Source organism: Variovorax sp. Root473, from assembly GCF_001426505.1.
Classification (GTDB): Bacteria; Pseudomonadota; Gammaproteobacteria; order Burkholderiales; family Burkholderiaceae_C; genus Variovorax.
Genome location: NZ_LMEV01000017.1, coordinates 114,202 through 128,344, shown reverse-complemented (window position 1 = coordinate 128,344; position 14,143 = coordinate 114,202). Strand labels below are relative to the sequence as shown.

Here is a 14,143-nt window from a genome sequence, read left to right as displayed (position 1 = left end):
AGGGGTGCGTGGACCGGGTGGTCCACTACCGGCAATCTAGTCCCCGCCGCCCACCCACGACCGTCGCCGCGGCCCCGAAGCGCTGTAGGACAACCAAGCGACGGCAGGCGGCTCAGGCGCTGACGATCCAGCCCTCGAGCGGGTCCATGTCCCGTGGCAATCCGTAGCCCGGCCCGGCGCTGCCGGCACGCTGAAGGGCCCACGCGGCCTGCAGCAGGCACAGCACCGCATCGAGCTCGTCGCCCTTGGGATCGGCCCGCAGTCCGTCGCGCTGTGCGGCGGTGAGTTCGAGCCGCAGGTCGAGGCGCGTGCGCCCGAGCTCGAGCGCGGCCAGCAGGTCGGCGCGTGCCACCTCACGCTCGGGCGATTGGCGCGCGAGGTCGTCGCTCTTGTAGCTGCGCCGCCCGATGAGTTCGCGCGCCAGCAGGCCGGGATAGGCTTCCAATGCGATGCGCTCCTTGTGCGTGCCGACGTGCTGCCCTGGCAACGTCGCACCCGCCGCCAGCAACCGCGGCACGCCGGCATGCAGCATGTAGGCGACCGGCGGGTTCACCCACTTCATCGACGGGCTCGAGCCGGCCGGCGCATCGGTCGCGCGGTGCGCGAACTTGCCGCCGACCGGACGCGCCGCGCAGAAGGCGGCGAAGGTGCCGCGGATCTCGGCGCGGCTCAGGGCGGCGTAATGGGCGATCCACGCGTCCCACGCGGCCGGCCACTGCAGGTGCTCGATCAATTCGCGCGGCAGGCCGAAGGGGAAGTCGAAACCGCCGACCCAGGCGGGCGAGCAGCTGTCGAGCCACCCGCCCCACGCGTCGAGCGTGGCGAAGCGATGCAGGCGAGTCAGCGCAACGACGCTCGCGCCGGCCATCTCGCCAACGGCCACGACGATGGGTTTGCGGGCGGTCGGTGCGCTCGAGAAATCGCAGCCGAAGAGCATCGCCTGCCTTCGGTCAACCCAGCGCAAGCGCGATCACGCCGGCCGCGATGAACAGCGCACCCAGCAGCCGCAGCATGCGGTCGCCCTCGCGCAGCAGGTGCCCGCCGATCAGCGCCGCGAACAGCATCGACACCTCGCGCGCCGGCGCGACGTGCGAGATGGGCGCCTGCTGCACGGCGTAGAGCACGAGCACGTACGAGACGGGGCTGATCGCCGCCACCAGCAGCGCGTACTTCCATTGCTCGCGCCACATGCGCGCGGTGGTCGCGCGGTCTTGCAGCGCGGCGGGCAGCAGCAGCACGAGACGCACAAAGTTGCTCATGTAGTCGAGCAGGATCGGCGACATCGCAAGAAACTTGACGGCGTAGCTGTCGGTAATCGTGTAAGCCGCGATGAAGGCGCCGGTCAGCACGCCGTAGCGCAGGCCCTTGTGCACGCGCTCGCGCTGCACCGGGTCGTGCTTCTTGTGAAAGAGCCGCGGACCGCCGGCCACCAGGAACACGCCGAGCACCACGCCGAAGATGCCGGCCACGCCGACGAGGCTGATCTTCTCGCCGAGGAACAGGATCGCGACCAGCGACGACAGCAGCGGCCCCGAGCCGCGCGCCAGCGGGTAGACCACGGTGAGGTCCGACTTGCGGTAGCCGCGCAGCAGCACGACGTAATAGAAGACGTGCAGCACACCGCTCAGCACGATGAAAGCCCACTCCTTCGTGCCCCAGGTCGGCACGACGCTCCAACCGAGCGTGATGCCCACGGGCGCCCACACCACAGCCATGAACACGCCGCTCTGGAACGCGAAGCGCGAATCGCCGTTCGCCTTCTTTGCGGCGATGTTCCAGCTGGCGTGGATGACCCCGGCCAGCAGGATCAATGCAAAGGCGGAAAGCGGCACCTCGAGTCAGTCGAACCCGAGCGCCGCCGGGCCGCCCCAAGGCGCGAGCGGCCCCCTCGGGGGGCAGCGAGGACACGAAGTGCCGAGCGTGGGGGCCACGCTCTCAGGGGCGGCCGACGATGGCCGCGGTGGCCATCAGTTCTTCGAGCAGCGCGAGCGAGACCTTGCCCGAGACCTTGTACGGGTCGAGCTCGGGCTTCTCGGAGTACTTGAGCAAGGTCGAGGCGTTGAGCTTCGAGAGGTTGACCTGGCCCATCGTCCAGCCGCCGAAACGGCGCTCGGAGATTTCTTCGTAATGCAGCAGCACCACGTCCTTGTGGCGCGCATCGCGCTGGATGTGGCCGTAGAGATCGCTGATGGCATCGCGTCCACCTTCGATCGCCTGCAGAAAGGTGCCGGCACCGTAGCAGAGGATGCCGGTGATGCCGCACGCCGGGTTGTGCGTGCGCGATTTCGCGAGGATTGCCTCGATGGCCGCGGGGCTGGTGTCGACGGCGCGGCTGGCGTAGAGAAGACGGACCAGCATGTTCAACTCTTTCTGGGCAACAGGGAAAGGAATTCGCGACGCAGGCTCGGGTCCTTGAGGAACACGCCGCGCATGACGGAGTTGATCATCTTGCTGTCCATTTCCTTCACGCCGCGCCAGGCCATGCAGAAGTGCTCGGCTTCCATGACGAGCGCCAGGCCGTCGGGCTGGGTCTTTTCCTGGATCAGGTCGGCCAGTTGCACCACGGCTTCTTCCTGGATCTGCGGGCGGCCCATGACCCATTCGGCCAGCCGCGCGTACTTCGACAGGCCGATCACGTTGGTGTGCTCATTGGGCATCACGCCGATCCAGAGCTTGCCGATGATCGGGCAGAAGTGATGCGAACAGGCGCTGCGCACGGTGATCGGGCCGACGATCATCAGCTCGTTCAGGTGCTCGGCATTGGGGAATTCGGTGAGCGCGGGCGGCGGCACATAGCGGCCGCGAAACACCTCGTTGAGGTACATCTTGGCCACGCGGCGCGCGGTGTTGTCGGTGTTGTGGTCGTTCTCGACGTCGATCACCAGGCTGTCGAGCACGCCCTTCATCTTGACCTCGACCTCGTCGAGCAGCGACTCGAGTTCGCCGGGTTCGATGAACTCGGCGATGTTGTCATTGGCATTGAAGCGCTTGCGCGCGGCATTCAGACGCTCGCGGATCTTGACGGAGACGGGGGTGCCCTCGTCATCGTTTTTTCGATCGGGAAGCGGTTCGACGTCGGTTTTCCTCAGCATGGCGGGGATCGTACCAGTGAATGGCTCCAGGGGATTCGGGCTGCAATGCCCGCCCCTTCTCGGAGAGATGCTATCAATTAGGTAGCAAAAAATCGGCTACCAGCGGAAGGTGGTCGGACATTCGGGCCCAGATCGGGCCACGCGGCACCGAGCAGGCCAGCGGCTCCAGCCGGCGGCCGTAGACGAAATCGAGCTGCGCCACCGGCAGTCGCGACGGGTACGTGAGCGTGCGCGGGCCGCGCAGATCGCTGGTGTCGCGCAGGCCCATCGCGTTCATGGCGTAGCGCATGCGCGCGCCCCAGTCGTTGAAATCGCCGGCCACCACCACGGCCTCGTCGGGCGGCACCTCGCGCTCGATGAACTCGCGCAGCCGCGCCACCTGCCGCACGCGGCTGCCCTTGATGAGCCCCAGGTGCACCACGATGGCGTGGACCGGCCGCCCCTCCACCTCGATCACCGCGTGCAGCAGGCCGCGCTGTTCGAAGCGGTGGTCGGAGATGTCCTGGTGGCTGGTGCGGATCACCGGCCAGCGCGTGAGCAGCGCATTGCCGTGCTCACCGTGGCGCGTGACGGCGTTGGTTTCGTAGACGGCCGTGTAACCCTCCGGCGCAAGAAAGTCGGCCTGCGGCAATTCGGGCCAGCGCGGAAAGCGGGCGGCGGCCTGCCGGTTCATCTTGCGCACTTCCTGCAGGCAGACGATGTCGGCATCGAGCTGTTCGATGGCGTGGCCCAGGTTGTGGATCTCGAGCCGGCGTGCCGGCCCGATGCCCTGCACACCCTTGTGGATGTTGTAGGTCGCGACCCGGAGGTTGTGCGCTGCGGATGCTGCCGGCTGGTTCATCGCGCAAATTCTGGCAGCAACAGAATGGCTTCGGCGTTGGACGGGGAAAAACACGCATCGGCCGCTTCGCGGTACGGCAGCCATTGCCAGTCGGTGTGCTCGCGTGCGGCGAGCACGGGCGTCAGGCGCTCGGGCACGCACAGGCCGAACAGGTGCTCGGTGTTGTGGGTGATGCCGGGCTCGTAGCGTGCGCGCCGGCCCGGGTAGATCTCGTAGATGTTGCGCAACTGCCAGTCGACCAGTTGCGAAGCCAGCAGCGTGCCCTCGCCGCACTGGATGCCGGTTTCCTCGGCGACCTCACGGGCAGCAGTGAGCGCGAGCGGCTCGTCGAGCGCGTCCTTGCTGCCGGTGACCGATTGCCAGAACTCCTGGGCATCGGCGCGCCGGATGAGCAGCACGTCAAGCGCGGGCGTGTGAATCACGACGAGCACCGACTCCGGGATCTTGAATGGCTTCACGGCAATGTTCAGACGCCGCTGATGACCGCATCGAGCGCGGCCACCAAGTCATTCGAAGCGATGCGCACGTTGCCTTTCGCAGCGCCCAGGTCTTTCACCCTGAAAGGCGAGGTCATCTGAGGCAACGCAAAGAAAGTCTCGCCGTCCCATTGGACGGGCGGACACAGCCGGTGCGGCGCCTTGGCCGGCAGGTATTTCTGAGTGGTCAGCGGCATGACCAACCGCGTCGGCAACACGCCGAGCAGGTCGCTTTGCATGTCGACGCACCACGGGAACGCGGCGCGCTGGGCCTTGTCAGGATTGGCGTAGATGTCGAATTGCGCCACAGGTACTTACCAGGGGCGAAAGCTTTCGCCGAAGACACCGTGCGTCTCGACCAGTTCGTTCTGCGCAGCAATCCAGTCCTTGTATTCCTCGTTGAACTCGCGCTTGCGTTGCGCCATCGACTTCTGCTTTTCAAGCGCTTCGAGCTCCGCAAAGCGCGCCGCAGAAACAAGAACGACCGCCACGCGGTCGTTCTTCATCACGTGCACCGGTTCGCGCTCGGCCTGGCCGAGGTAGTAGCCGAATCGATTCTTGGCTTCAGTGGCAGTGATTTGCATGGCTGGCTCCGGAGAGTGATTAGCCATTTTAGCCAATCACTTCCTCCGCGCCAACCTGTCGGCCTCAGGCCGCGGCTTGAGGCGTATTGCGCAGCTTGATGTGCAGTTCGCGCAGCTGCTTCTCGTCGACCGGACTCGGCGCCTGCGTCAGCAGGTCTTGCGCGCGCTGGGTCTTGGGGAAGGCGATCACGTCGCGGATCGACTCGGCGCCGGTCATGAGCATGACGAGGCGGTCCAGGCCGATGGCGATGCCGCCGTGCGGCGGGGCGCCATACTGCAGCGCGTCCAGCAGGAAGCCGAACTTGAGCTGCGCGTCTTCGGCGCTGATCTTCAGCGCGCGGAACACCTTGCTCTGCACTTCCTCGCGGTGGATACGCACCGAGCCGCCACCCATTTCGATGCCGTTGAGCACCATGTCGTAGGCCTTGGCGATGCACTTCTCGGGCGCGGTGTCCATGAGGTCCTCATGGCCGTCCTTCGGTGCGGTGAACGGGTGGTGCACGGCGCTCCAGCGCTGGCCTTCCTCGTCGAACTCGAACATCGGGAAGTCGACCACCCACAGCGGCGCCCAGCGGTCGTCGAAAAGACCAGCCTTCTTGCCGAAGGGGCTGTGGCCGATCTTCACGCGCAGCGCGCCGATGGCGTCGTTGACGACCTTTTCCTTGTCGGCACCGAAGAACAGGATGTCGCCGTTGCACGCGCCGGTGCGGGCGATGATCTCGGCCAGCGTGGCGTCGTCCAGGTTCTTGACGATCGGGCTTTGCAGGCCTTCTCGGCCGGCCGCTGCGTCGTTGACCTTGATGTAGGCCAGGCCCTTGGCGCCATAGATCTTCACGAACTCCTGGTAGGCGTCGATCTCGCCGCGCGACAGGCCGCCCTCGGCACCGCCGCCGGGCACGCGCAGTGCGACGACGCGGCCGCCGGCCATGGTGGCGGCGTTGGAGAACACCTTGAACTCGACGCGCTTCATCAGCTCGGTGAGTTCGGTGAATTCGAGCTTGACGCGCAGGTCGGGCTTGTCCGAGCCGTACTTGAACATCGCGTCGGCGTAGCTCATGGTCGGGAACACCGGCAGGTCGATGTCCGCGGCGTTGCGGAACACGTTGCGGATCATGCCTTCGAACATCTCGCGGATTTCCTCTTCGGCGAGGAAGGAGGTCTCGATGTCGATCTGCGTGAATTCAGGCTGGCGGTCGGCCCGCAGGTCTTCGTCGCGGAAGCACTTCACGATCTGGTAGTAGCGGTCGTAGCCGGCCACCATCAAGAGTTGCTTGAACAGCTGGGGCGACTGCGGCAGCGCGAAGAAGCTGCCGTCGTGCACGCGGCTGGGCACGAGGTAGTCGCGTGCGCCTTCGGGCGTGGACTTGCCGAGCATCGGGGTCTCGATGTCGATGAAGCCGTTGGCATCGAGGAACTTGCGCGTTTCCATCGTCACCTTGTAGCGCAGCATCATGTTGCGCTGCATGGCAGGGCGGCGCAGGTCGAGCACGCGGTGCGTGAGGCGCGTGGTTTCCGAGAGGTTGTCGTCGTCCAGCAGGAACGGAGGCGTGACCGACGGATTGAGCACCTTCAGCTCGTGGCACAGCACTTCGATCTTGCCGCTCTTGAGGCTGTCGTTGGTCGTGCCTTCGGGGCGCGCGCGCACGAGGCCGGTGACCTGTACGCAGAACTCGTTGCGCAGGTTCTCGGCCACGGCGAAGGTCGAGGCGCGGTCGGGGTCGCACACCACCTGCACGTAGCCTTCGCGGTCGCGCACGTCGATGAAGATCACGCCGCCGTGATCGCGGCGACGGTTGACCCACCCGCACAGGGTGACGGTCTGGCCCAACAGGGCTTCGGTCACAAGACCGCAATAGTGAGTACGCATGGCCATAGGAAGGACTTCCGGCGCCGTCGTGGCGCGTTCGTTTTTATGAGTGGGATGGCTTGATCGCCACCGAGGAAGGGCCGCCTGGAACGACCACGCCCATCGAGACGATGTACTTGAGCGCTTCGTCCACGCTCATCTTCAGTTCGACGCAGTCGCTGCGCTTGAGCATGACGAAGTAGCCGCCCGTGGGGTTGGGCGTGGTCGGCACGTAGACGCTGAGGAATTCCTCGCTGCCCAGGTGCTCGGCCACCTCGTTGCCCGGCGCGCCGGTCACGAAGGCAATGGTCCACACGCTCTCGCGCGGCCACTGGATCAGCACTGCCGTGCGGAATGCGTTGCCGTTCTCGGAGAACAGCGTGTCCGACACCTGCTTGACGCTCGAGTAGATCGAGCGCACGACCGGAATGCGCCGCACCACGGCGTCGCCCCAGCCAAGCAGGCGCTTGCCGACGAAGTTGCTCGCAATGGCACCGACCACCAGCAGGATGGCCAGCGTGAGCAGCACGCCCAGCCCGCGGATGTTGTTGTCGTACAGCCAGCGCTGCCATGCGCCGGGCAGCACCCACAGCGTCTGGTCGAGCGTGTCGATGATCCACTTCAGCACCGCCAGGGTGATGAACAGGGGAACGATCACCAGCAAGCCGGAGAACAACCATTTGCGCAGGGCGGACATGAAGGGGTTCCGTCAGTCGCCGCTCTTGGCGGCAGCCGGAGCAGCCGGAGCCGCGGGAGCCGGTGCGGGGCTGGAAGCGGCGGACGAAGAAGGCGCATCGGCCGACTTGGCACCGTCGCCGGACGCAGCGGGCGCGGTGGCGGCCTCGGACTTCTTGCCGCCGCCCTCGCGGAAGTCGGTCACGTACCAGCCCGAGCCCTTGAGCTGGAAGCCGGCGGCGGTGACCTGCTTTTCAAATGCGCTCGCACCGCATTCGGGGCACACCGAGAGTGGCGTGTCCGACATCTTCTGCAGAACGTCCTTGGCAAAGCCGCAGGAACTGCACTTGTAGGCGTAAATGGGCATGGGAATCGGGGTGGAAATGAGCGAGGAAGCTGCCGCTCGCAAAGCCCTCGATTATAGGGGCGCCCCCGCCAGCAAGGGCCGCAGGCGCGCGGCCCTGCCCTTCGTCAGGCCGGCTCGGTCGCCAGGAGGCGGTGCGGCGTGTGAGTGTTCGCTATCCATTGCGGCAGCAGCGAGCCGATGACCATGCCCGCGAACGAGGACAGCACGCCCGCCAGCTGGGCCGGGAAGGCGGTGCCCCAAGGCATGGCCATGAACAGCAGCCAGACGCCAATGCCACCCGCGATCGAGGCGATGGCGCCCTGGGTGGTGGCGCGGCGCCAGTACAGGCCGCACACCAGCGGCACGAAGGCCCCGACCAGCGGCACCTGGTAGGCGCCCGACACGAGTTCGTAGATCGGCGTGCCCTGCATGCGGATCGCGTAGGCCAGCACGGCGCCACTGAACAGGAGCACGGTGATGCGCATGGTCATCAGGTTCTCGCGGTCGGTGCCGGCGGGACGGAACTGGCGCCAGATGTTCTCGGTGAAGGTGACGCTGGGCGCCAGCAGGGTGGCCGAGGCGGTCGACTTGATGGCCGACAGCAGCGCGCCGAAGAACAGCACCTGCATCACGAAGGGCATCTTCTGCAACACCAGCGTGGGCAGCACCTTCTGCGGATCTTCCTTCAGCAGCACGGCGACCTCGTCCGGCATGATGAGGAGCGCGCTGGCCACGAGGAACATCGGCACGAAGGCGAACAGGATGTACGCCACGCCGCCGATCACCGGGCCGCGCGTGGCGGCCTTGACGCTGTTGGCCGACATCACGCGCTGGAACACGTCCTGCTGCGGAATGGAGCCCAGCATCATCGTGATGGCCGCGGCAAAGAAGAACACCATGTCGTGCCAGTTGGGCTCGGGCCAGAACTTGAAGAGGTCCTTGCTGACCGCGAAGGCCACCACCTTGTCGGCGCCGCCGGCCATGTCGCCCGCGAACATCGCGATGACCGCCAGGCCGACGACCAGAATGATCATCTGGATGAAGTCGGTCACTGCCACCGACCACATGCCGCCGAACAGCGTGTAGGCCAGGATCGAGACCACGCCGATCACCATGCCCACCGGGATGCTGATCGCGCCGGCCGACAGCACGTTGAACACCAGCCCCAGCGCCGTGACTTGCGCCGAGACCCAGCCCAGGTAGCTCAGCATGATGATCAGCGAGCAGGCCACTTCCACGCTGCGGCCGTAGCGCTCGCGGTAGTAGTCGCTGATGGTCAGCAGCGTCATGCGGTACAGCTTGCCCGCGAAGAACAGGCCCACCAGGATCAGGCAGGTGCCGGCGCCGAACGGGTCTTCGACCACGCCGCTGAGGCCGCCCTCGATGAACTTGGCCGGGATGCCGAGCACCGTCTCCGAACCGAACCAGGTCGCGAAGGTGGTCGTGATGATCATGAACAGCGGCAGGTGCCGCCCCGCGATCGCGAAGTCGGTGGTGTTCTTCACCCGTTTGGCCGCATACAGGCCGATGGCGATGGTGACCAGTAGGTAGACGATGACCAGCGTCAGCAACACGGCGAAACTCCTCCAGCCTCTAGAACAAACGCACACGCACCAGCAATTGCATGGCGAGCAAACCCAGGACGAATCCGATGCCGCCATACAGAATGGCCTGCAGCAGCCGGTTGGTGCGCTTCTGCGCGGCCAGCAACTCCAGCAATTCGCGGCGGTGGTCGGGCGGCCGATTTTCCAGGAAATCGTGCAGCAAGCGCGGCAATTGCGGCAGCAATTTTGCGTAGCGCGGCGCCTCGGCCCGCAGCTGCTGGAACAGCTTCTTCGGCCCGATCTGGTCGACCATCCATTTCTCGAGGAAAGGCTTGGCCGTGGCCCAGAGGTCGAGCTCGGGGTCGATGCTGCGGCCCAGGCCCTCGATGTTCAGCAGCGTCTTCTGCAGCAGCACGAGCTGCGGCTGGATCTCGACGTGGAAGCGGCGCGAGGTCTGGAACAGGCGCATCAGCACCATGCCCAGCGAGATTTCCTTCAGCGGCCGGTCGAAGTACGGTTCGCACACCGTGCGGATCGCGGCCTCGAGCTCGTCGATGCGCGTGCCCTGCGGCACCCAGCCGCTTTCGAGGTGCAGCTCGGCCACGCGCTTGTAGTCGCGCCGGAAGAAGGCTGCGAAGTTCTGCGCAAGGTATTCCTTGTCGGACTCGGTGAGCGTGCCGATGATGCCGAAATCGAGCGAGATGTAGCGCCCGAAAGTCCCGGGCGCCAGGCTCACCTGGATATTGCCCGGGTGCATGTCGGCGTGGAAGAAACCGTCACGGAACACCTGCGTGAAGAAGATCGTCACGCCGTCGCGCGCGAGCTTGGGAATGTCGACGCCGGCCGCGCGCAGCTTCTCGAGCTGGGCAATGGGCACGCCGTTCATGCGCTCCATCACGATGACTTCGGGGTGGCAGAAGTCCCAGAACATCTCGGGAATCAGCACCAGGTCGAGCGAGGCCATGTTGCGGCGCAGTTGCGCGGCGTTGGCTGCCTCGCGCACCAGGTCGAGTTCGTCATGCAGGTACTTGTCGAACTCGCCGACCACCTCGCGCGGCTTCAGGCGCTTGCCGTCGGGCGAGAGCTTCTCGATCCAGCCGGCCATCATGGCCATGAGCGCCAGGTCCTTCTCGATCACGCCGCGCATGCTGGGACGCAGCACTTTCACCGCCACGTCTCGGATCTCTCCCTGGTTGGTGCGGATGGTCGCGAAGTGCACCTGCGCGATCGACGCGCTGGCAATGGGCGTTTCGTCGAACTGCACGAACACGTCGCTCACCGGACGGCGGAAGGCGCGCTCGATGGTCGCGACCGCCACCGCCGAGGGAAAGGGCGGCACGCGGTCCTGCAGGAAGGCCAGCTCATCGGCGATGTCGGGCGGCAGCAGGTCGCGCCGCGTCGACAGCACCTGGCCGAACTTCACGAAGATCGGGCCCAGCCGCTCCAGCGCCTCGCGCAGGCGCTGGCCGCGCGGCGCGTCGAGGTTGCGACCAATGGAGACGATGCGTGCCACCACGCGCAGCCAGGGCTTCTGGAAGCTCGTGAGCACAAGCTCGTCCAGGCCATAGCGCAGTGCGACCCAGACGATGAACAGGCCGCGATAGAAGCGACTCATTCGGCGTGGCCCGCCGCACCGCCGGCGCGGGCCGTGCGGTCGCCGACGAACTGACGCAGCGCGCCCGCCACGCGGCGCACGCCGTTGCCCAGCGTGTGCGCGGGCACGTCGCCGATCACGCGGGCCAGGTCGTCCTCGACGTCCCAGCGCACGTGGTCGACCAGCCAGTTGACCTCGGCCGCGAGTTGCACGTCACCGACGATCTGCACGGAAGGCTTGTCGCCGCGCAGCGTGGCACGGGCGATGTCGAAGGGGGAGTCGTCGGTCACGGTGAGCGTGAGTTCGGGCGTGGCGCCGGCGGGTGCCAGGTCGAGCAGGCCGGCCGGCGTGGCCACCAGCTCCATCGTCACGAAGCGCCACTGGAAGCGCACCACCCTGCCCTGCTGGCGCAGCAGCCGCTGCTGCGCTTCGGGCTCCTGCTGCAGCACGTGGTTCAGGAACAGCACCGCGCGGTGCTGGATCTCGTGGACGGCCCAGGCCGGCGGTTGCAGGCGTTCGCCGATGCGGTTGAACAGGTCGCCGAGCAAAGAAAAAGGGGACGATGGTGTAGCCATGGTCCCCATTATCCCAGTCATGTAGCCCCCCGGCTTTGCACTTCGCTGCGCTCCGTGTCATTCGCCACCCCCCGAGGGGGAGGCGCGGTCCGCCTTGGGGCGGCCCGGCGGCGACCGCCTCGCGCGGCGCGTTTGTTTCTCTTATTGCAGGGCTTGCACGCCTGCGACCAGCCAACCGGCACTGCCGGTCTTGGTCATGTTCCAGACTTCACGGAACGGAGCCGGGCCTGCCGAGGCGTCTTCGCGGATCATGCCGGAGAACTCCACGCTCGCCATGTAGGCATCGGGCAGCTCTTCGATGCCCAGCAGCTTGGCGTCGAGCATCACGACCTCGGTCTTGTTGAGCGCACCACCCGTGTGGCTGGCGCGGTCGGCCAGCTGCGTGCGGATCTCTTCGACCATGCTGTCGGTCATCATGGAACGCAGCATCGACACGTCGGCGCGGTCCCAGGCGTCCTGCAGGGTCACGAAGTTGCGCTTGGCGGCGGTCAGGAAACCGTCGGCATCGAAGCCCGCGGGGATGCCCCAGGACTGGGAACCGGCCAGTGCCGAACCGATCATGCTGCCGCCGGCTGCAGCACCCGCGGCCGAGAGGCTGCTGCCGTGAGATGCCGGCGTGGCATCGAAGGCGCTGGCGCTGCGCTCCCACGGCCGTGCCGAGGCGTCGTTGCCGACGTTGGCGGGGCTGTACTGTGCCGGTGCGCGTGCATCGGCGGGGCTGCCGGCGCCCTGGAAGGCGAAGCCGCCCTGGCGGTTGGCATTGCCCGACGACGCGGCCGAGCGCGCCTTGAAGATGCGCCACACCGCGAGTGCGGCAAAGGCCAGCAGCGCGATCAGCAGGATGTTGGCGAAGCCGGCACCCAGGCCCAGCGAATTCGCGAGCCATGCCAGGCCCAGGCCGGCGGCCAGGCCGCCGAGCATCGCGCCCCACGGACGCTTCGGTGCGGCGGCGGCGGGCGTTGCGGGCTTGGGCGCCGCATTGGTCGCGTTCTGCTGCGCGGGAGCCGCGGGCGGCGTGGCCTGGCGCTGCGTCACGTTGGACGACTGGCGACCGATGGACTTGCCACCACCCATGCGTGCGGCTTCTGCCTGAACACTCACCAGCACCAGCGCAGCCGCCAAAAACAAAGAACCCAAACTCTTCATGCCGTCTCCTCTTGAGCGAAAAATTCGCGTCGCCATCGTGATCAACACTTGATTCCAACATGGAGGGCTGCAATTCCCCCCGTCATGTTGTGATAGTCCACATGTCCGAAACCGCCCTCTTTCATGAGGGTCTTGAGCTCCTCTTGCGAGGGATGCATCCGGATCGATTCGGCCAGGTAGCGATAGCTCGCGTCGTCGCCGGCCACCAGCTTGCCCAGGCGCGGCAGCACGTTGAACGAATACCAGTCGTAGGCCTTCGTGAGCGGCTTGGCGACCTTCGAGAACTCGAGCACCAGCAGCTTGCCGCGCGGCTTGAGCACGCGGTTCATCTCCTTGAGCGCGACGTCCTTGTGCGTCATGTTGCGCAGGCCGAAGGCCACGGTGACCACGTCGAAGTGGTCGTCGGGAAAGGGCAGCTTCTCGGCGTCGCAGACCGTGGTGGGCAGCACCACGCCGGCGTCGAGCAGGCGGTTGCGGCCGGTGCGCAGCATGGCTTCGTTGATGTCGGTGTGGACCACCTGGCCCGTGGCGCCGACCTTCTTCGAGAAGGCGAGCGCGAGGTCGCCCGTGCCGCCTGCGATATCGAGCACGCGCGAGCCTTCGCCCACGTTCGCGACCATCACGGTGTAGGCCTTCCAGGCCCGGTGCAGGCCGGCCGACATCAGGTCGTTCATGATGTCGTAGCGCGAGGCCACCGAGTCGAAGACGCCGCGAACGCGTTGCGCCTTCTCGCTTTCGTCGACTTTCTCGAAGCCGAAGTGGGTTGTACTCATGCGCTGGATGTTAGGCCGGAAGGCATTCCTTCAAGACGACGACCCCGCGGGCACGGCGGACATTTGTTGCTTTTTCCTCCAACGGAGGGTGCGCCACAACGCGCATGCTTGCTGCGTGTAAGGCTATCTTTTCAATAGCAACAGGGTATGTTTACCCTCGGCCCCACTCACGTTCAGTGGCTGCTGCAGGCGCTGCCGCCCTTGTCGGCCATGGGCGCATCGCGGTCCACGCCGGCCTGCGCCAGGCGCCGCTCATAGTCGGCCCACAACTCGGCCTGCCGGACGCCCAGGTCGTACAGCAGGCTCCAGGTGTAGATGCCGGAGTTGTGACCGTCGCTGAACGCGGGCTGCACGGCGTAGTTGCCGACCGGTTCCAGCCCGACCAGCTCGACCTCGCGCTTGCCGGTCTGCAACACCTCCTGCCCCGGGCCGTGGCCCTGTACTTCGGCCGACGGGGAATAGATGCGCATCAGCTCGAAGGGAATGCGGAAGGTGGCACCGTCCGAGAAGCCGACTTCGAGCACGCGCGACTGGCCGTGCACGGTGATCGATTGGGGCGTCGGTGCGCCGGCTTGCAAACCTGCCATGGGAAATCCGTTCGAAGGAGGAGAAAAGGAAAAGGGATCGCAGTCGCGCAGTATGCCGCGCGCT

17 protein-coding genes are annotated in these 14,143 nt (G+C 66.3%); all 17 read right to left on the bottom strand.

Annotated features, from left to right (window positions below):
• Window positions 1-112: 112 nt before the first annotated feature.
• On the bottom strand, window positions 113-937 hold the full coding sequence (locus tag ASD34_RS13835) for a DUF429 domain-containing protein (protein ID WP_056578311.1): 825 nt from the start codon (window positions 935-937) through the stop codon (window positions 113-115).
• Between the two features lie 13 nt (window positions 938-950).
• Window positions 951-1,832 (bottom strand): DMT family transporter, encoded by an 882-nt coding sequence (locus ASD34_RS13830; RefSeq protein ID WP_056578309.1) that lies wholly within the window; start codon window positions 1,830-1,832, stop codon window positions 951-953.
• A gap of 103 nt (window positions 1,833-1,935) precedes the next feature.
• On the bottom strand, window positions 1,936-2,358 hold the full coding sequence (locus ASD34_RS13825) for a BLUF domain-containing protein (RefSeq protein WP_056578307.1): 423 nt from the start codon (window positions 2,356-2,358) through the stop codon (window positions 1,936-1,938).
• Between the two features lie 2 nt (window positions 2,359-2,360).
• Window positions 2,361-3,092 carry a GTP cyclohydrolase I gene (gene folE / locus ASD34_RS13820; protein ID WP_056578305.1) on the bottom strand — a complete coding sequence of 244 codons (732 nt, stop codon included), beginning with the start codon at window positions 3,090-3,092 and terminating at the stop codon, window positions 2,361-2,363.
• Between the two features lie 73 nt (window positions 3,093-3,165).
• Window positions 3,166-3,933, bottom strand: coding sequence for an endonuclease/exonuclease/phosphatase family protein (locus ASD34_RS13815; protein WP_056578303.1), 768 nt, complete (start codon window positions 3,931-3,933; stop codon window positions 3,166-3,168).
• Window positions 3,930-4,391: a dihydroneopterin triphosphate diphosphatase gene (gene nudB, locus ASD34_RS13810; protein ID WP_056578301.1), complete on the bottom strand. Its 462-nt coding sequence runs from the start codon at window positions 4,389-4,391 to the stop codon at window positions 3,930-3,932. Before nudB ends, ASD34_RS13815 begins: the two co-directional genes overlap by 4 nt.
• A gap of 8 nt (window positions 4,392-4,399) precedes the next feature.
• Complete coding sequence (locus ASD34_RS13805; protein WP_056578299.1) at window positions 4,400-4,717, bottom strand: CcdB family protein; 318 nt, start codon at window positions 4,715-4,717, stop codon at window positions 4,400-4,402.
• Window positions 4,718-4,723: 6 nt separating this feature from the next.
• Window positions 4,724-4,993: a type II toxin-antitoxin system prevent-host-death family antitoxin gene (locus ASD34_RS13800; protein ID WP_082548672.1), complete on the bottom strand. Its 270-nt coding sequence runs from the start codon at window positions 4,991-4,993 to the stop codon at window positions 4,724-4,726.
• Window positions 4,994-5,057: 64 nt separating this feature from the next.
• Complete coding sequence (gene aspS / locus ASD34_RS13795) at window positions 5,058-6,866, bottom strand: aspartate--tRNA ligase (protein ID WP_056578297.1); 1,809 nt, start codon at window positions 6,864-6,866, stop codon at window positions 5,058-5,060.
• A gap of 37 nt (window positions 6,867-6,903) precedes the next feature.
• On the bottom strand, window positions 6,904-7,536 hold the full coding sequence (locus tag ASD34_RS13790) for a DUF502 domain-containing protein (protein ID WP_056578295.1): 633 nt from the start codon (window positions 7,534-7,536) through the stop codon (window positions 6,904-6,906).
• A 12-nt stretch (window positions 7,537-7,548) separates the two neighbouring features.
• Window positions 7,549-7,881 (bottom strand): FmdB family zinc ribbon protein, encoded by a 333-nt coding sequence (locus ASD34_RS13785; RefSeq protein ID WP_056578293.1) that lies wholly within the window; start codon window positions 7,879-7,881, stop codon window positions 7,549-7,551.
• 104 nt (window positions 7,882-7,985) lie between these two features.
• Entirely contained in the window at window positions 7,986-9,434 is a 1,449-nt protein-coding gene (locus ASD34_RS13780; protein ID WP_056578291.1) for a sodium:solute symporter family protein, read from the bottom strand.
• Window positions 9,435-9,453: 19 nt separating this feature from the next.
• On the bottom strand, window positions 9,454-11,019 hold the full coding sequence (gene ubiB / locus ASD34_RS13775) for a ubiquinone biosynthesis regulatory protein kinase UbiB (protein ID WP_056578289.1): 1,566 nt from the start codon (window positions 11,017-11,019) through the stop codon (window positions 9,454-9,456).
• Window positions 11,016-11,573, bottom strand: coding sequence for an SCP2 domain-containing protein (locus ASD34_RS13770; protein WP_056582327.1), 558 nt, complete (start codon window positions 11,571-11,573; stop codon window positions 11,016-11,018). The genes ubiB and ASD34_RS13770 overlap by 4 nt, the downstream gene beginning before the upstream one ends.
• Window positions 11,574-11,714: 141 nt before the next feature.
• Window positions 11,715-12,719, bottom strand: coding sequence for a Tim44 domain-containing protein (locus tag ASD34_RS13765; protein ID WP_056578286.1), 1,005 nt, complete (start codon window positions 12,717-12,719; stop codon window positions 11,715-11,717).
• A 41-nt stretch (window positions 12,720-12,760) separates the two neighbouring features.
• Window positions 12,761-13,492 (bottom strand): bifunctional demethylmenaquinone methyltransferase/2-methoxy-6-polyprenyl-1,4-benzoquinol methylase UbiE, encoded by a 732-nt coding sequence (gene ubiE, locus ASD34_RS13760; RefSeq protein WP_056578284.1) that lies wholly within the window; start codon window positions 13,490-13,492, stop codon window positions 12,761-12,763.
• Between the two features lie 173 nt (window positions 13,493-13,665).
• Entirely contained in the window at window positions 13,666-14,079 is a 414-nt protein-coding gene (locus tag ASD34_RS13755; RefSeq protein WP_056578282.1) for a gamma-butyrobetaine hydroxylase-like domain-containing protein, read from the bottom strand.
• Window positions 14,080-14,143: the final 64 nt, after the last annotated feature.